Origin of the sequence: Komagataeibacter melomenusus, from assembly GCF_013155395.1 — a bacterium.
Lineage (GTDB): Bacteria > Pseudomonadota > Alphaproteobacteria > Acetobacterales > Acetobacteraceae > Komagataeibacter > Komagataeibacter melomenusus.
Genome location: NZ_JABJWC010000058.1, coordinates 1 through 16,911 on the forward strand (window position 1 = coordinate 1; position 16,911 = coordinate 16,911).

The window sequence follows — 16,911 nt, forward strand, 5'->3', positions numbered from 1 at the left end:
CGCCAACACCCCCTACACCATCCGCATCAAGGCCCCGCGCGAGGGGGAAACCACCATCCACGACCTGGTGCAGGGCGACGTGCGCGTGGCCAATTCCGAACTGGATGACATGATCATCCTGCGCGCCGATGGCACGCCGGTCTACCAGCTTGCCGTGGTGGTCGATGACCATGACATGGACATCACCCACGTCATCCGTGGCGATGACCACCTGACCAATACCTTCCGTCAGGCCATGATCTACCGCGCCATGGGCTGGAAGCTGCCGCATTTCGCGCATCTGCCGCTTATTCACGGGCCTGACGGGGCCAAGCTGTCCAAGCGGCATGGGGCGCAGTCGGTCGTGGAATTCCGCGAGATGGGCTACCTGCCCGAGGCGCTGAACAACTACCTGCTGCGCCTTGGCTGGGGCCACGGCGATGCCGAGATCCTCTCGCGCGAGGAGCAGATCAGGCTGTTCGACCTCGATGGCGTGGGCCGCTCGCCCTCGCGCATGGATTACGCCAAGCTGCTGCACATCAACGGCGTGTGGCTGCGCCAGGCCGATGACACCCGCCTGACCAACGACGTGATGGAACGGCTGGCCAAGATGGACGGCGTCGATACATCCGATGCCACCCGTGCGAAGGTGCTGGCCCTGATGCCCGGCCTGAAGGAACGCGCCAAGACGCTGGTGGAACTGGCCGATAACGCCGCCTTCCTGGGCCGGTCGCTGCCACTGACCTTCGACCCCAAGGCCGAAAAGCAGCTCACGCCGGAAAACCGCGTGATGCTGGGCAGGCTGGCTTTGGCACTCAAGGCCACCGAGCCGTTCAGCAAGGAAGCGATCGACGCGACCCTGCGCCAGTTTGCCGAGACGCATGAGATGAAGCTCGGCAAGGTGGCCCAGCCGCTGCGCGCCGCCGTAACCGGCAGCACCATGTCGCCCGGCATTGATGACACGTTGCTCGCCCTTGGCCGTGACGAGGTCCTGGCGCGCATCAACGCGGTCGCCGCCCATGAGTGAGCGCGGCAGCCACGGCAGCAACGTGTTCGCCAACCCCGCCACGCGCCACCTGCTGGGCGTGCAGGGCATGCATCCGAGCCGGATCACGCCCATACTGGACCTGGCCGAGCACTACGCCCTGCTCAACCGCTCGCGCAAGACCCCGCGCGACCTGCTGCGCGGGCGCACGCTCATCAACCTGTTCTTTGAGGACAGCACCCGCACCCGCACCTCGTTCGAACTGGCGGGCAAGCGGCTGGGCGCGGATGTGGTGAACATGACCGTGGCCAGTTCCTCGGTCAACAAGGGCGAGACGCTGCTCGACACGGCGGCAACGCTCAACGCCATGCATGCCGACCTGCTGGTGGTGCGCCACGCCCAGTCCGGCGCGCCCGCGCTGCTCGCGCAGAAGGTGCAGGCCAGCGTGGTCAATGCGGGCGACGGCACGCATGAACACCCCACGCAGGCCCTGCTTGATGCGCTGACCATCCGCCGCCATTTCGGCACGTTCGAGGGGCTGACGGTGGCGATCTGCGGCGATGTGAGCCACAGCCGTGTCGCACGCTCCAACATTCACCTGCTCACCGCACTGGGCTGCCAGGTGCGCGTGGTGGGACCGCCCACCCTGGTGCCCGGCGCTATTGGCGCATTGGGCGTGAGCATCCATCACACCATGGAAGACGGCCTGCGCGGCGTGGACGTGGTGATGATGCTGCGCGTGCAGCGCGAGCGCATGAAGGGCACGCAGGTGCCCAGCGCGCGGGAATATTTCCGCTTCTATGGGCTTGATAACAAGCGCCTCGCGCTGGCCAGGCCGCATGCGCTGGTCATGCATCCCGGCCCGATGAACCGTGGCGTGGAAATTGACAGCCGCGTGGCCGATTCCGACCAGAGCGTAATCCGTGAACAGGTGGAAATGGGGGTTGCGGTGCGCATGGCGGTGCTCGACCTGCTCGCACGCGGGGGAGAAGGCGCATGAAGCCGGTCGTTTTTGAAAATGTGCGCCTGATCGACCCCGCCAGCAACACCGACCGCCCCGGCCGCCTGCTGGTGCACGATGGCCTGATTGCGGGCACCGACGCACCGAACGCCGAAGGCACGCCTGATGGCGCGGACGTGATCGATGGCGGCGGCCAGCTCGTGCTGTGCCCCGGCCTTGTTGACATGCGCGTGACCATTGGCGAGCCCGGCTACGAATACCGCGAGACGGTACTCTCGGCTGCCCGCGCCGCCGTGGCCGGTGGCATCACCACCATCGCCGTGCTGCCCAATACCAGCCCGACCATCGACAACCCCGCCCTCGCCCGCCTGCTGCGCGCGCGTGGCGAGGAAACGGGCATGATCGACATCCTGCCCTATGGCGCCCTGACCCGCGACTGCGCGGGCCGGGAAATGGCCGAGATCGGCCTGCTGGCCGAAGCGGGCGCCATTGCCTTTACCGATGGCCCGCACGCCATTGCCGACAGCCGCATGATGCGCCAGATGCTGACCTACGCCCGCGGCTTCAACGCCCTGATCGTGCAGCACCCCGAAGACCCGTCGCTGGCGCGCGGGGGCTGTGCCACCGATGGCGAACTGGCCACCCGCCTTGGCCTGCCGGGCATTCCGGCGGCAGCCGAGGCCATCCTGATCGCGCGCGACCTGCGCCTTGCACGCATGACCGGCGGGCGGCTGCATTTCGGCCATGTCTCGACCGCCGAGGGGCTGGACCTGATCCGCAACGCCAAGGCCGATGGCCTGCGCGTGAGCTGTGATACGGCTCCACCCTATTTCGACCTCAACGAGACGGTGATCGGTGATTTCCGCACCTATGCCAAGCTCTCGCCGCCGCTGCGCACCGAGGCCGACCGCCGTGCCGTCAGCGCTGCTTTGGCCGATGGCACGATCGACGCCATCGCATCCGACCACATGCCGTGTGACGCCGATGACAAGCGCCAGCCTTTTGCCGTGGCGGCAGCCGGCGGCACCGGGCTGTGCACGCTGCTTGCGGTAACACTGGCGCAGGTGCATGCGGGCCATCTGGGCATGATGGAGGCCATCGGCCTGCTCACCCACCGCCCGGCTGCCGTGCTGGGCAGCAGGGCGGGCACGCTGGCCGCGGGCATGCCTGCCGACCTGTGCCTGTTCAACCCCGACACCGCCTGGGTGGTGCGCGCGGGCGACCTGCCGGGCAAGGCGCAGAACACCCCGTTCGATGGCCGCGCGCTCGAAGGCCGCGTGCTGGGCACATGGAAGAAGGGCGTGCGCGTGTTCGGGGCGCAGGCCGCATGATCTACGGCATCCCCACCTATGACCTGCCGCTCATGGGCGGTGTCGCCTTCCTGTCCTACCTGATCGGCAGCATTCCCTTTGGCCTGGTGCTCACCGCGCTGTCGGGTGGGGGCGATATCCGCAAGATCGGCTCGGGCAATATCGGGGCGACCAACGTGCTGCGCACCGGCCGCAAGGGGCTGGCCGCAGGCACGCTGGCGCTTGATGGCACCAAGGGGGCGTTTGCGGTGTTCTGCGCCTTCGTGCTGTGCCCGTTCCATACGCTGGCCGCCGAATCGCTGGCCGCCATCTTTGCCGTGGCGGGGCACTGCTTTCCCGTCTGGCTCAAGTTCAGGGGCGGCAAGGGCGTCGCCACGGGTCTTGGCTGCATCCTGGCCCTGATGCCCGGCGTGGGCCTGTGCTGCTGTGCGCTGTGGCTGATCTTTGCCAAGGTCACGCGCATTTCCTCGGCAGGTGCGATCGTGGCCTTCGCGGCGCTGCCGCTGCTCATGATCCGGCCGGGGCGGATTGACTTCCACTCCCCCGCCTATCTGGCCGGGGTGCTGATTGCGGTGATGATCCTGATCCGCCATCACGCCAACATCACCCGCCTGCTCAAGGGCACCGAGCCCAGAATCGGCCAGAAAAGCACATGACCCACCCCGATGCCGAAACGGCGCTGGCCTGCCTGCGGCTGGCGCGAACGGACGGCATCGGCCCGGTCAGCTATCGCAAGCTCATCCGCACCCATGGCAGCGTTGAAGCAGCACTTGCCATGCTCGAGCGTGGCGCCACCCGCATCAGCCGCACCATCGGCCCGCTCTGCCCGCGCGATGATGCACTGCGCGAGCTTGAGCGCCTGCACGCCATGGGCGGCACGCTGCTCACCCACGGCCAGCCCGGCTACCCCGCCCTGCTGGCCGCACTGCCTGACGCGCCGCCCGTGCTGTCGGTGCTGGGCGACGCCACCCTGCTCTGCGCCCGCATGGTGGGCATCGTGGGCGGGCGCAATGCCTCATCAGGCGGGCTGCGCATGGCCGAAAGCCTGGCCGCCCTGCTGGCCGCCCACGGCGTGCACACCGTATCGGGGCTGGCGCGTGGCATTGATGGCGCGGCCCATCGCGGCGCCATGACCGCAGGCCGCACGGTTGCCGCCATCGCGGGCGGGCTGGACTGCCCCTACCCGCCCGAACATGCCGCCCTGCAGGCCGAAATTGCCCGCACCGGCGCGGTCGTGACCGAGGCCGCGCTGGGCACGGTGCCACAGGCCCGGCACTTTCCGCGCCGCAACCGGCTGATTGCAGGGCTGGGGCTGGGCTGCGTGGTGGTGGAGGCAGCACTGCGCTCGGGCAGCCTGATTACCGCGCGCATGGCGCTTGATTACGGGCGCACCCTCTTCGCCGTGCCCGGCTCGCCGCTTGATCCGCGCTGCCGGGGCAGCAACGACCTGCTGCGCCAGGGGGCGGTCGTGACCGAAACCGAGCGTGATATTTTGCGCGAACTCCCTGAAACAATAGAGGAAAATGACCTGTTTGGCGCCCCACCCCGCCCTGTGCGCCACAATGCTGCCCCATCGGGCGGGCAAGCCTTGGCACCATTGCGGCCAGACCCGGCCCCACCCCCGCCCGCCCAGGGCGACCTGCATGAAATGGTGGAAGGTTTTCTATCTTTCACGCCATCGCCTGTTGACGATCTCGTACGGCGCTGCCAGTTCTCGACAGCAGCAGTCCTGACCGTCCTGTCGGAAATGGAGATTGCGGGCACGATCGAATTCCTTGCAGGAGATCTGGTCGTGCGGCGTCCACCCCCGGCCTGAGCGCGGGATAGAGCAAGGTTTTGAGAATCGTGATCCGGAGACAGAATGACTGACGTCGTGGTGGTCGAATCGCCAGCCAAGGCGAAAACGATCAATAAGTATCTGGGTGATAATTATACGGTTCTGGCCTCGTTCGGGCATGTGCGCGACCTTCCGCCCAAGGATGGCAGCGTCAAGCCCGACGAGGGCTTTGCCATGGTGTGGGAAACCGACGAGCGCGGCAGCCGCCAGATCGCGGCCATTGCCAAGGCGCTGCGCGGCGCCACGCACCTGTATCTCGCCACTGACCCCGACCGCGAGGGGGAAGCCATTTCGTGGCATGTACGCTCGATCCTGGAAGAGAAGAAACTCCTCAAGGGCATCGAGGTGCAGCGCGTCACCTTCAACGAGATCACCAAAAGCGCCATCAAGGCCGCGATGGCGCATCCGCGTGAACTCGACTTCCCGCTGATCGAGGCCTATCTCGCCCGCCGCGCGCTCGACTATCTCGTGGGCTTCACGCTCTCGCCGGTGCTGTGGCGCAAGCTGCCCGGCTCGCGCAGCGCGGGGCGCGTGCAGTCGGTCGCACTCAGGCTGATCTGCGAGCGCGAGGCCGAGATCGAGATCTTCAAGCCGCGTGAATACTGGTCCGTGCTGGCCCGCATGACCACGCCCGCGGGGGCTGGCTTTACCGCGCGGCTCACGCATCTTGATGGCCACAAGCTCGAGCAGTTCGATCTCAACAACGAAGCCAGCGCCATGGCGGCCAAGGCCGCGGTCGAGGCCGGTGACTTCGGGGTGGACAAGGTCGAGCGCCGCAAGGTGCGCCGCAACCCGCCGCCGCCGTTCACCACATCGACCATGCAGCAGGAGGCCTCGCGCAAGCTGGGCATGGGCGCGCAGGTGGCCATGCGCACGGCCCAGCAGCTTTATGAAGGCATCGACATCGGTGGCGAGACCGTGGGCCTCATCACCTATATGCGAACCGACGGCGTGCAGATGGCGGGCGAGGCGATCAGCGCCATCCGGGGCCATATCGACCATAGCTTTGGCGCACAGTACGTGCCTGACAAGCCGCGCATCTACGCCACCAAGGCCAAGAACGCGCAGGAAGCCCATGAGGCCATCCGCCCGACCGACGTGCGCCGCACGCCCGCCGACATGGCGCGCTACCTCTCGCCCGAGCAGAAGAAGCTGTACGACCTGGTGTGGAAGCGCTCTGTCGCCAGCCAGATGCAGTCCGCCGAACTCGACCAGGTGGCGGTCGATATCGTGGACCGCCAGAAGCGCGTGACCCTGCGCGCCACGGGTTCCATGATCGCGTTTGACGGCTTCCTGAAGCTCTACAGCGAAGGCCGCGACGACTCGCCCGCCAAGGCGGAGGACGAGCAGGACCGCATGCTGCCCGCCATGAAGGAGCATGATGCCATCGGGCGCGGCGAGGTCACGGCGGACCAGCACTTCACCCAGCCGCCGCCGCGCTATTCGGAAGCCTCGCTGGTCAAGAAGATGGAAGAGATCGGCATTGGCCGCCCGTCCACCTACGCCTCCATCCTGACCGTGCTGCGCGACCGCAATTACGTGCAGCTTGAGAACCGCCGCTTCATCCCCGAAGATCGCGGGCGGCTGGTCACGGCCTTCCTCACCTCGTTCTTCGAGCGCTACGTGGACACGCAGTTCACCGCAGGGCTTGAGGAACAGCTTGATGACATCTCGGGCGGGCGGGCCAACTGGCGTGATGTCATGTCCGCCTTCTGGTCCGACTTCTCGCACGCGGTGGACCAGACCAAGGACCTCAAGATATCCGACGTCATCACCGCACTTGATGCCGACCTTTCGCCCTACTTCTTCCCCGCGCGTGAGGATGGGCAGGACCCGCGCCTGTGCACGGCGTGCAATACCGGCAGGCTGGGGCTCAAGCTCGGGCGCTATGGCGCGTTCATCGGCTGCTCGAACTACCCCACATGCCAGTATACCCGCAAACTCGTGGCCGACCCGAACGAAGGCGATGACGCCACCCTGAAGGACGGCATGCGCGTGCTCGGCACAGGCCCGACCGGCGAGGACATAACCGTGCGCCGTGGCCCGTGGGGGCTGTACGTGCAGCAGGGCGAGCCCGACCCCGAGGACAAGAAGGCCAAGCCGAAACGCGCCACCATTCCGCGCGGGCTCGATGGTGACAAGATCACGCTCGAGCAGGCGGTTGGGCTGCTGTCGCTGCCGCGCATCGTGGGCATCCACCCCGAACTCGGCGAGCCGATCGAGGCGGGTCTGGGCCGCTTTGGCCCGTATGTGAAGATGGGCGCGGTCTATGGCTCGCTGGACAAGGATGACGATGTCCTGACCGTGGGGCTGAACCGCGCGGTCGATGCGCTGGCCAAGAAGCTGGCCTCGATCCGCACCATCGGCCCCCACCCCAAGGATGGCGAGCCGGTCATGGTGCGCAAGGGCCGCTTTGGCCCGTATGTCCAGCACGGCTCCATCGTGGCCACCGTGCCGCGCGGGCAGGACATGAACGACGTGACCATGGAGGAAGCCCTGACGCTGCTGGCCGAAAAGGGCAAGCCGCTCAAGGCCAAGGGCAAGAAAGCCACCACCACCCGCAAGCCCGCTGCCCGCAAGACAAAGGCCAAGGCGGGAGAAGGTGAGGACGGCAAGGACGCCGCGCCCAAGAAGGCTGCACCGAAGAAAAAGGCAGCCCCCAAAAAGACGGCAGCCAAACCGGCTGCAAAAAAGACTACTACCCGCAAGAAGGCCGCCCCGGCCAAGACTGAAAGCGAGACGGACTGATCATGAAACGGCAGCGTCCAGCAACTCCCGAGATGCCGGACCGCCTGCCCACGGGCACGCCGCCAGCCCGTACGGGGGGCCTGCCCGATCGTGAGCAGCTTCGCGCGTTTATCGAAGGGGCGACAGGGCGCATCGGCAAGCGCGAGATCAGCCGTGAATTCGGCCTTGGGCCGGAGCACAAGGCGGCGTTGCGCCAGATGCTGCGCGACATGGCGCTTGATGGCACGCTTGCCCCTGCTGGCGCACGGCGCTTTCGTGTATCGGACCGGCTGCCCGAATCCATGGTGGTGCAGGTCACCGGCACCGATGCCGATGGCGACCCGATTGCAAGACCCGTGCAGTGGGATGGCGAAGGGATGGCGCCCACCGTGTTCATGCACCCCGAACTGCGTGGCCGCGCAGCTTTGGCACCGGGCGAGCGCGTTGTGGCCCGCCTGCGCCGCGTCGGCCCCGGCCGGTATGAAGGCCGCACGCTGCGCCGCCTGAGCGATGCGCCCACCCGGATCGTGGGCCTGTTCCGCACCCTGCCGCCTGATGACCCGGCAGCCAGCACGCCGGCCCGCTTCCGCCCCGCAGGTCGCCTCACACCTGCCGACCGCCGCGCCAGGGCCGAATGGGTCATTCCTGCGGGCGAGGATGATGGCGCGCCGGATAACGAGATTGTCATTGCCACGCCGCTGCCCCAGTCCGGGCCGGGGCTGCACCCTGCGCGCATCATCGAGCGCCTTGGCCCGCAGGGCGATGCACGCACCATCAGCATGGTATCGGTGGCCATGCTGGGCATTCCCCACGTCTTCCCCACCGAGGCGCTGGCCCAGGCAAAAGCCGCCCGTGGCGTTGCCCCCGCAGGCCGCACCGACCTGCGTGAGATGCCGCTGGTCACGATCGATGGCGCGGATGCACGCGATTTTGATGATGCGATCTACGCCGAGCCCGATGGGGACGGCTTCCGCATCACCATCGCCATTGCCGACGTGGCCTGGTACGTGCGCCCCGGCACGGCGCTTGACCGCGAGGCCCTGCTGCGCGGCAATTCGGTCTACTTCCCCGACCGGGTGATCCCGATGCTGCCCGAGGATCTCTCGAACGGCTGGTGCTCGCTCCGCCCGGACGAGGACCGGGGCTGCCTGTTCGTGACCATGACCGTGGCGCCCGATGGCGCGGTCAGCAATGCCCGTTTTGGCCGCGGCATCATGCGCAGCGCTGCCCGCCTGACCTACGAGCAGGTACAGGCCGCGCGCGATGGTGCGCCCGACACCACCATGCAGGCCCTGCCGCCGGGCCTGCTCGACAGCCTTTTTGGCGCCTGGACCTGCCTCACCCACGCCCGGCGCGCGCGTGGCACGCTGGACCTCGACCTGCCCGAGCGACTGGTCCGGCTGGGGGATGGAGGCCAGATCACAGCCATTGCGCCGCGAATCCGCCTCGACAGCCACAGGCTGGTCGAGGAATTCATGATCGCGGCCAATGTCGCCGCCGCCCGCTGCCTTGAGGCACGGCATATCCCCTGCCTGTACCGCATTCACGCGCCGCCGACCCCCGAGCGGCTGGAAAGCCTGCGCCGCACGCTCGACCTGATGGGCCTGAAACTGCCGCCCGTGGGCAGCCTGCGCGCCGCCGACCTTGACCGCGTGCTGGCCACGGTGCGCGACACCGATCAGGCCGGCCTGGTCAATGAACTGATCCTGCGCGCGCAGAACCAGGCGGAATACAGCCCCGAGCCGGTCGGTCATTTTGGCCTCTCGCTTGCGGCCTACGCGCATTTTACCAGCCCCATCCGCCGCTATGCCGACCTGCTGACCCACCGCGCCCTGCTCGTGGCCACCGGGCTCGAACCCGGTCCCGCGCCCGGCCATGAAGCGCTGGAGGAAGTGGGCGAGGCCATCACCCGCACCGAGCGCCGCGCGGCGCAGGCCGAGCGCGAGACGCTGGAGCGCTACGCCGCGACCTGGCTTGAAGCGCGGGTCGGCACCGAGATGGACGGGCATGTTTCCAGCCTGTCCCGATTCGGCATTTTTGTCGTGCTGGATGCAACAGGAACCTCCGCCCTGCTGCCCATGTCTGCCCTGCCGGAAGATCAATGGCATCACGATGAAAAAACGCAGACATTGCACGCACGCGACACGACCGCGGCATTCCGCCCCGGCCAGGCTCTGCGCGTACGGATAGAAGAAGCATGCGCCATCCGGGGCACCGTCCTTCTGGCCCTGCCCGATGTGGCACCCCGCCTGCGGAGACGCAGGCCGTGAAACGCGCCCTGTTTCCCGTCATCATCGCCCGGCCCATGGGGCTGGGCGGCGAAGGGGCGGGCACGTGGCGGCGGCGCATGTCCACGCTGGGCCACCTGCCGCGTGACACGTTCATCCTGCTGCTCATCATCGTACGGCTGACCACCGCCGCCTGCGCCGATGACCTGCCCGCCACCCCGCGCGCGCCCACGCCCCAGCCGCCACTGCATGAAGACAGCGTGGAGAACCCGGACATGCCCGGCATGGACCTTGCCGTGCTGTCATCGGTCATGCAGGCGAGTCTGTCCTTTCTCCAGCCCCGCACGCTGGAAAGCCACGCGATTCACGATTTTGCCCTGTGGGGGCTGAACGGGCTGAGCGCGCTCGACCCCTCGCTCAGCATTGATGAGCAGCATGGCTTCCTGCAACTCGCCGCCACCCAGAAGACCGTGCTCGCCCTGCCCGTGCCCGCACCCGATGACGTGGCGGGGTGGAGTGCGGCCATCACCCGCATCCTCGACGTGGCGTGGCATCACTCCGCCGCCATGCGCAATACCGGGCAGGACGGGGTGCTGCAGGGTTTTTTTGATGAACTGTTCAATCATCTCGACCCCTATTCACGCTATATCCCGCCCGGTGCCGCCGTATCGGACCGCAGCACCCGCACCGGCGGCGAGGCCACGGCGGGGCTGACGCTGGGGCTGGACCACCACGCCATCATGATCACGGCGGTCAACGCCAACGGCCCCGCCTGGCCCACCAGCCTGGCGGCGGGGCAGATCGTGCGCGCGGTCAATGGCCGCCCCACCGAGTCCCGCACGCTCGATACCGTGACCTCCTGGCTCAATGGCCCGGCGGGCAGCCTCGTGCGCATCACGGTGGAAGCGAAGGGGCGGCAGACCACGGTTACGCTGCACCGCGCCTCCACCCCGCCCGAGACGGTGTTCGCCTATACCAGCGGCAAGCATGTGGTGCTGCACATCACCGCCTTCTCCGCCAACACGGCGGAGGAAATGAGCCAGTACCTCGACGAGGCCATGAACGTGCCCGGCATTTCGGGCCTGATCCTTGACCTGCGCGGCAATCGCGGCGGCGTGCTGCAGCAGGCCGTGACCACGTCGGCCCTCATGCTCGACCACGGGGTGGCCGCCATTACGCAGGGGCGCGACCCGCAGGCCAACCATGTCTGGGCCGTGCAGGGCGGCGACATGACCAATGGGCTGCCCATCATCGTGCTGGTCGATGGCCGGACCGCGAGTGCTGCCGAAATTCTCGCCGCGGCCCTGTCCGACCAGAAGCGCGGCGTGGTGATTGGCAGCGCGACGCTGGGCAAGGGGCTGGTGCAGACCATTGGCCAGATGCCCAACGGCGCCGAACTGTTCGTGACATGGAGTCGCGTGCTCGCACCGCTGGGCTGGCCGCTGCAGGGGCTTGGGGTCATGCCGCAGGTCTGCACCAGCCGGGGTGAAAGCGAACTCGAGCGCCAGTTGCAGAACCTGGCCGAAGGCACGGCCGACAGCGCGCAGTGGGTCGTGCCCGCGCGGCAGTTGCGCTCGCCTGCCGATCTGTCGCGCATCCTGGCCATCCGCAAGGCCTGCCCCGCCGCCATCGGCACCGATAGTGACCTCGATGCCGCCCATTCCCTGCTCGACAACCCCGAGGAATACCGCGCCGCCCTGTCGGCCATACCGGAAGAAGACGCCCCCCCGCCAAACGGGGGGTGAGTCGCCCGCGCGGGTGGAAACTGTGCTATTCCTGCATGCCACCCTCTGTTTTTATGCATTACCGGAGAAATCAGACCCCATGGATGAACCCCGCCTGAAAACCGGCCTGTGGGTCCGGGCAATGCTGCGGCAGGCTGGACAGAAGGGAAATCCGGGCATGGTGCTGCATCATGGCGATGAGGATGCAGGTGGCGTGCTGGCCGTGCTTCTGGGGCGGCAGGGACGCATGTGCGTGCTGGCCCAGACCCGTACCCCCGATGGACGCCGGGCATGGTTCCGCGCTACAGGGGAGACGGATGTTGATCAGGCCGGTGTTGACGCCTATGTCACACGGCAGATGGAACGCGACCCCGACTTGTGGGTTGTTGAATTCGATGCCCCTGATCTGGCGCCGCCGTTTGAAGCAAGATTGATATGAAAGACGTGATTCCACGGGTTTGAAAGCAGGGAAACCGGTCCGGCCAATGGGTGTGGCATCTGGCACACACTCAGCCATGCCAGTGGGCCACACACCCCCCGGCGGGGAGTTAAGGTGGTGGCAAGGATTGTCAGGGGCGGTTTCTTTCAGCAAAAGAATGCGGATGCTGATCAGTCCAGGGAATATGGCACGTGCACCCGACCGGGCCTATATGCCGGAAGAGGCCCGTCGAAGGGAGAAAAAGAGTATGAATCTGCGGTACGGATTGCTTGCAGGGTCTTTATTGGCTGCCTCGGTTACCCTGGGCTCCGTGCTGGTCTCCGCTCCTGTATTCGCCCAGCCTGTCCAGGGCCTGTATATGAGCGGTGAAGGTGGTGCGACCTTCAACCAGGGCCAGGTCATACGGAATTCTTCGGCACGTGATCAGTTTCGCACCGGCGCCATCGGCCTCGGCGCGATTGGCTGGGGGCTTGGCAACGGCTTCCGCGTCGAGCTTGAGGGCCATTATCGCAATAACGACCTGAAAACCGTGGGTGGCAATGCCGCCTATCATGCCCGCGCCGATGGCCGGCAGCAGGAATCGGGCCTGATGGCCAATGCCCTGTTCGACCTCGATATCGGCAAAAGCTGGCTGTTCCCGTATTTTGGCGCGGGTATCGGCTATGGCTGGCAGAACATGAACACCACCATCACGGGCAACGTGAACGGGGCAAGCTACAACCAGCATGTAAGCGGCAGCTACGGCAACTTCGCCTATCAGGGCATATTCGGCCTCTCCTTCCCCATGCCGTGGGTGGTGGGCCTGTCGGCTACGGCGGAATACCGGTTCTGGACCATGCTCGGCCCGCAGTCGCACCATTCCGTGGTGACGGGCAGCGAGACCACCCTTGCCGCCATGAATGGCGATTACGGCTTTCGCAACGGCAACCGCGACAGCCGCACCGACTTCAACCATTCGCTGATGCTCGGCCTGCGCTACGAGTTCAATCCGGCCCCGCCGCCACCGCCGCCACCTTCGACCAATGCCGTGCCTGCCCCGGCCGAGAACCGCACCTATCTCGTGTTCTTTGACTGGGACCGCAGCGACCTGACCGACCGCGCCCGCTCCATCGTGGCCGTCGCGGCCCAGGCCTCGACCAACACGCAGACCACGCGCATCGAGGTCAATGGCTATACCGACAACTCGGCGGCCCATCCTGGCCCGCAGGGGGAGAAGTACAACCAGGCGCTCTCGCTCAAGCGCGCGCAGGTCATCAAGGCCGAACTGGTGCGTGATGGCGTGCCCGGCCCCGCCATCGACATCCACGGTTATGGTGATGGCAACCCGCTGGTGCAGACCGCCGCCAACACGCGCGAGGCCCAGAACCGCCGGGTCGAGATCATCCTGCACTGACCGCCCGTTTCACGTCCGGGCATGGAAAAGAAAAAAGCGGCACCGCATGGGAGCCGCTTTTTCCATATTGAGGGGACCGGGGCCACCTTCTTTCAAAAGGCGGCGTTTTCTGACCTAGACCAGTCCGGTGAACAGGGATGTGGACAGGTAGCGCTCGGCAAAGGAGGGCGCGATGGTCACGATGGTCTTGCCTGCGTTCTCGGGTCGCCCCGCAAGCTGTATGGCGGCATGCAGCGCAGCGCCCGATGAAATGCCCACTGGCACCCCATCCAGCCGCGCGCAGCGCCGCGCTGCGGCAATCGCCTCGCGCTCGGATACCGGCAGCACACCCGCCAGAGCCGCAAGGTCAAGCGTGCGGGGGCAGAAGCCCGGCCCGATTCCCTGAATGCCGTGCGGCCCCGGCTCGTCACCGTTGAGGATGGCGCTTTCCATCGGTTCCACGCCATAGACCTCGATGCCGGGCTTGCGGGGTCTGAGCCCATGGGCAATGCCGCTTGCCGTGCCGCCCGTGCCCAGCCCCGCCACCACGATATCGACTTCACCCGCCGTATCGACCCAGATTTCCTCCGCCGTGGTGGCGGCATGGATTGCGGGGTTGGCGGGATTGTCGAACTGGCGCGGCATCCAGGCATTGGGCGTTTTTTGCAGGATTTCCTCGGCGCGTGCGATGGCACCCGCCATGCCCAGGCGCGAAGGGGTGAGTTCAAGCTGCGCATCAAGCAGGCGCAGCATCTTGCGCCGCTCGATCGAGGCGCCCTCCGGCATGGTCACGATCAGCCTGTAGCCCCGTGCAGCCGCGACGAAAGCCAGCGAAATGCCGGTATTGCCCGAGGTCGGCTCCACCAGCGTGGTCCTGCCGGGATGGATCTCGCCGCGTGCCTCGGCATCCTCGATCATGGCGGCACCGATGCGGTCCTTGACCGAGGCGAGCGGATTGAAGAACTCCAGCTTCATCAGCACGCGGGCGGCCAGGCCATCCTCACGCGTCAGATGCGGCAGCGCCACGAGCGGCGTGCCCCCCACGGTCTCGACAATGGAGTCGTATATCCGCCCGCGCGGGGCGGCAAAACCGTATGTGCGATCGGGCGGGGTGGTTTTCGTCATCCGGTATCACTCCTTGGTGCGGTATGGCCTATTCACGCGTGCAGTCTGACATAATCCACCATCCTCCTGAACAGAAGCGTGGAACAATCAGCCAATTGCTGGTAAATGGGGAAAACCGGTTTTTTCATCCATGCAAGGCGAGGCTGAACGATATGCTGCTGCGGCGTGACAGGACCATGATCGCCATACTGATCATGCTTGACGTGGCCTTTCACGCCGGGCGGAACGGCACCATCAGTGCTGCCGACATCGCCGAGCGCGCGGGCCTGGCCCGGCGCGGCATCGAGCCACTGCTCCAGACCCTGTCACGCTCGGGCCTGCTGGAAAGCGTGCGCGGCCCCCGTGGCGGCTACCGGCTTGGCCGCCCGCGGCGCGATATCCTGCTCGCCGATATCCTTGCGGTCATCACGGCGGAGGACAACACGGATGATGGCCCCATTGGCGGCCTGTTCCAGAAGGTTGTCGAGCCATGCTGGCAGGAATTCGATGCGATGGTCGATGAACAGTGCCGCAAGATCAGCCTTGATGACCTTGTGCGCCGCGCCGAGCACGCCGGCATGCGCCGCCCCCTGCCCGAGCCGATCACCTTTTCCATCTGACCCCACCTGCCAGCCCTGCCGCAAGCAGGGCCGGCGTGTGCCGGGTTACTTCGCGGCGGTAACGGCGGGTGCGGTGACGGTGGTGGTCACGTCCATGTATTCACGCGGCTTGTCCCCACCGGGAATGAGCACGACACGGAACTTGTCCGGGCCGGAATAGGCGGTGTTGGCCGTGTATGTCACATAAGTGTGATCATTATAATTATAGATGAACACCTTGCCGTGATCGGGCGCCGGAGAGACACCGAACGAGGCATAGGGGTGGCCTGCCGAGGCCCGCGTCTCGATGGCGCAGTAGCCATCATCGCTGCGCACCTGCATGGTGGTGGACTTCGTGTCCTTGCCCGCATTGGCAAGGCTGCCGACCTGGCACTGGCCCGAGGCCTTCATGTAGTTGTAGGGATTGGGGGTTCCGGTGATGCCGCCAAGGTTCACCGCCGGTTTGTTGTCACATCCGGCGAGCAGAATGCCCGTCGTCATCATGATTGCAGACAGTCGCAGTCGCACTCGTCAGCTCCGCTGTGTTTGATACATCACCCGTTACTCAGGGCCATTGCGCCCGCGCTGCCCCGTAACGGTCAGGATTGGCACAGGGGCCAACCACCATGGCATACGCTGTAGAACAACGCACCGGGGCGGAAAAGCCCCACCGCTTGGTTTTGCGCAGGCATGCGCGCCCTGCCCGTGTGGCATACCCGGCCCACGGGGCGCTGTCATCCCATCGTGCATTCATAACGCATCTTTTTGAACGCGGGCCTGCCACGCGCCCTTTTGGCGGCAGCGTGTTTGCGCTATAGACCTGATCCGGATTTCATCTGCCGGAAATGCGGGGTCCGTGCATTCCCCCGTTGGCAACCGCCCCACTATCTCTGGAGAACCCGTCCTGATGTCCATGTCGATCTGGCGCGCTGGCGCTGCAGCTCTTGCCCTTGTGGGGCTGGTTAATGGCGGGCAGGCACTGGCTGCCGGTCCGTGCTCCCCCTCACCCGCGCATGAGGCGTTTGACGTGCAGGGGCTGAAGAGCCAGCTCATGGTCACCGCGCTGTCCTGTGGCGCGCAGGACAAGTACAACAACTTCGTCGGCAAGTTCCGCACCAAGCTCGCGGCCGAGGAGCATGTGCTCAACGGGTATTTCTCCACCACCTATGGCCGCAACGCCCAGCGCCAGCATGATGACTACATCACGCAGCTTGCCAACGTGCAGTCCGAGCGTGGGCTGCAGGCAGGCACCGCGTTCTGCCAGCAGCATGTTTCCATGTTCGATGAGGTGCAGGAACTCGAAAGCACGGCCGACCTGTCGAACTACGCCCAGGCCAAGGACATCATCCAGCCCGCCTCCTACCTGACCTGCACGGCGCCCAACCGCCCGGCCGCAGCCCCCACCCGCTCGCGCACGCCCGCGCGCCGCACGGTACGCAGCTGAAGCCTGCGCCCAAAAGGTTAAAGAAAAATCGGGGCCGGGCTTTGTCCGGCCTTTTTCATGCCTGCAAGTGCGGGCATAGTCGGCACAAGGAGACAGGCCGCGCAGCTTGACAGGACGTGACCTGACAGAACAAAGAACGCTTCATGAACGACGATCTTTTTTCCACGCCTGCGCCGCCTGCCCGGCCCACCCCGCACAAGGT

The 16,911-nt window shown here is 66.3% G+C and carries 14 protein-coding genes; 12 read left to right on the top strand and 2 right to left on the bottom strand.

The window, feature by feature from the left end; translation table 11 throughout:
• The 10 genes from gltX to HNW77_RS15420 all read left to right on the top strand — a co-directional run.
• The coding region (gene gltX, locus HNW77_RS15375; RefSeq protein WP_172158819.1) for a glutamate--tRNA ligase at nucleotides 1–1,006 on the top strand (1,006 nt) is incomplete at its 5' end.
• Nucleotides 999–1,964: an aspartate carbamoyltransferase catalytic subunit gene (locus HNW77_RS15380; RefSeq protein WP_172158821.1), complete on the top strand. Its 966-nt coding sequence runs from the start codon at nucleotides 999–1,001 to the stop codon at nucleotides 1,962–1,964. The genes gltX and HNW77_RS15380, both read left to right, overlap by 8 nt.
• The gene (locus HNW77_RS15385) at nucleotides 1,961–3,256 is read left to right on the top strand and encodes a dihydroorotase (protein WP_172158823.1); all 1,296 of its coding nucleotides are present in this window, start codon (nucleotides 1,961–1,963) and stop codon (nucleotides 3,254–3,256) included. Before HNW77_RS15380 ends, HNW77_RS15385 begins: the two co-directional genes overlap by 4 nt.
• Nucleotides 3,253–3,891, top strand: a complete 639-nt coding sequence (gene plsY, locus HNW77_RS15390; RefSeq protein ID WP_172158824.1) for a glycerol-3-phosphate 1-O-acyltransferase PlsY — start codon at nucleotides 3,253–3,255, stop codon at nucleotides 3,889–3,891. Before HNW77_RS15385 ends, plsY begins: the two co-directional genes overlap by 4 nt.
• Nucleotides 3,888–5,051 carry a DNA-processing protein DprA gene (gene dprA / locus HNW77_RS15395; RefSeq protein WP_172158825.1) on the top strand — a complete coding sequence of 388 codons (1,164 nt, stop codon included), beginning with the start codon at nucleotides 3,888–3,890 and terminating at the stop codon, nucleotides 5,049–5,051. The genes plsY and dprA overlap by 4 nt, the downstream gene beginning before the upstream one ends.
• Before the next feature lie 45 nt (nucleotides 5,052–5,096).
• Nucleotides 5,097–7,820 carry a type I DNA topoisomerase gene (gene topA, locus HNW77_RS15400; RefSeq protein WP_172158826.1) on the top strand — a complete coding sequence of 908 codons (2,724 nt, stop codon included), beginning with the start codon at nucleotides 5,097–5,099 and terminating at the stop codon, nucleotides 7,818–7,820.
• Between the two features lie 32 nt (nucleotides 7,821–7,852).
• Nucleotides 7,853–10,069 (top strand): ribonuclease R family protein, encoded by a 2,217-nt coding sequence (locus tag HNW77_RS15405; RefSeq protein WP_172158837.1) that lies wholly within the window; start codon nucleotides 7,853–7,855, stop codon nucleotides 10,067–10,069.
• Entirely contained in the window at nucleotides 10,066–11,772 is a 1,707-nt protein-coding gene (locus tag HNW77_RS15410) for a S41 family peptidase (protein ID WP_172158827.1), read from the top strand. Before HNW77_RS15405 ends, HNW77_RS15410 begins: the two co-directional genes overlap by 4 nt.
• A 79-nt stretch (nucleotides 11,773–11,851) precedes the next feature.
• Entirely contained in the window at nucleotides 11,852–12,190 is a 339-nt protein-coding gene (locus HNW77_RS15415) for a DUF1491 family protein (RefSeq protein ID WP_172158828.1), read from the top strand.
• A 247-nt stretch (nucleotides 12,191–12,437) separates the two neighbouring features.
• Complete coding sequence (locus HNW77_RS15420; RefSeq protein ID WP_172158829.1) at nucleotides 12,438–13,583, top strand: OmpA family protein; 1,146 nt, start codon at nucleotides 12,438–12,440, stop codon at nucleotides 13,581–13,583.
• A 114-nt stretch (nucleotides 13,584–13,697) separates the two neighbouring features.
• Here the strand turns inward: HNW77_RS15420 and cysK are convergent, their stop codons facing one another.
• Nucleotides 13,698–14,687, bottom strand: a complete 990-nt coding sequence (cysK, locus tag HNW77_RS15425) for a cysteine synthase A (protein WP_172158830.1) — start codon at nucleotides 14,685–14,687, stop codon at nucleotides 13,698–13,700.
• Between the two features lie 152 nt (nucleotides 14,688–14,839).
• Between cysK and HNW77_RS15430 the strand changes: the two genes are divergently transcribed.
• Complete coding sequence (locus HNW77_RS15430) at nucleotides 14,840–15,286, top strand: RrF2 family transcriptional regulator (RefSeq protein ID WP_172158831.1); 447 nt, start codon at nucleotides 14,840–14,842, stop codon at nucleotides 15,284–15,286.
• A gap of 45 nt (nucleotides 15,287–15,331) precedes the next feature.
• On the opposite strand, the gene HNW77_RS15435 is transcribed toward HNW77_RS15430, so the two are convergent.
• Nucleotides 15,332–15,769 carry a hypothetical protein gene (locus tag HNW77_RS15435; protein ID WP_172158833.1) on the bottom strand — a complete coding sequence of 146 codons (438 nt, stop codon included), beginning with the start codon at nucleotides 15,767–15,769 and terminating at the stop codon, nucleotides 15,332–15,334.
• 403 nt (nucleotides 15,770–16,172) lie between these two features.
• Here HNW77_RS15435 and HNW77_RS15440 point away from each other — a divergent pair, with 403 nt between their 5' ends.
• Nucleotides 16,173–16,709, top strand: a complete 537-nt coding sequence (locus HNW77_RS15440) for a hypothetical protein (protein ID WP_172158835.1) — start codon at nucleotides 16,173–16,175, stop codon at nucleotides 16,707–16,709.
• Nucleotides 16,710–16,911 lie beyond the last annotated feature (202 nt).

Excerpts from the sequence above, each read along its gene's own strand:
- HNW77_RS15380 (WP_172158821.1), top strand. The coding sequence starts at position 999 with ATGAGTGAGCGCGGCAGCCACGGCAGCAACGTGTTCGCCAACCCCGCC.
- HNW77_RS15385 (WP_172158823.1), top strand. The coding sequence starts at position 1,961 with ATGAAGCCGGTCGTTTTTGAAAATGTGCGCCTGATCGACCCCGCCAGC.
- plsY (WP_172158824.1), top strand. The coding sequence starts at position 3,253 with ATGATCTACGGCATCCCCACCTATGACCTGCCGCTCATGGGCGGTGTC.
- dprA (WP_172158825.1), top strand. The coding sequence starts at position 3,888 with ATGACCCACCCCGATGCCGAAACGGCGCTGGCCTGCCTGCGGCTGGCG.
- topA (WP_172158826.1), top strand. The coding sequence starts at position 5,097 with ATGACTGACGTCGTGGTGGTCGAATCGCCAGCCAAGGCGAAAACGATC.
- HNW77_RS15405 (WP_172158837.1), top strand. The coding sequence starts at position 7,853 with ATGCCGGACCGCCTGCCCACGGGCACGCCGCCAGCCCGTACGGGGGGC.
- HNW77_RS15415 (WP_172158828.1), top strand. The coding sequence starts at position 11,852 with ATGGATGAACCCCGCCTGAAAACCGGCCTGTGGGTCCGGGCAATGCTG.
- HNW77_RS15420 (WP_172158829.1), top strand. The coding sequence starts at position 12,438 with ATGAATCTGCGGTACGGATTGCTTGCAGGGTCTTTATTGGCTGCCTCG.
- cysK (WP_172158830.1), bottom strand. The coding sequence starts at position 14,687 with ATGACGAAAACCACCCCGCCCGATCGCACATACGGTTTTGCCGCCCCG.
- HNW77_RS15430 (WP_172158831.1), top strand. The coding sequence starts at position 14,840 with ATGCTGCTGCGGCGTGACAGGACCATGATCGCCATACTGATCATGCTT.
- HNW77_RS15435 (WP_172158833.1), bottom strand. The coding sequence starts at position 15,769 with ATGATGACGACGGGCATTCTGCTCGCCGGATGTGACAACAAACCGGCG.
- HNW77_RS15440 (WP_172158835.1), top strand. The coding sequence starts at position 16,173 with ATGTCCATGTCGATCTGGCGCGCTGGCGCTGCAGCTCTTGCCCTTGTG.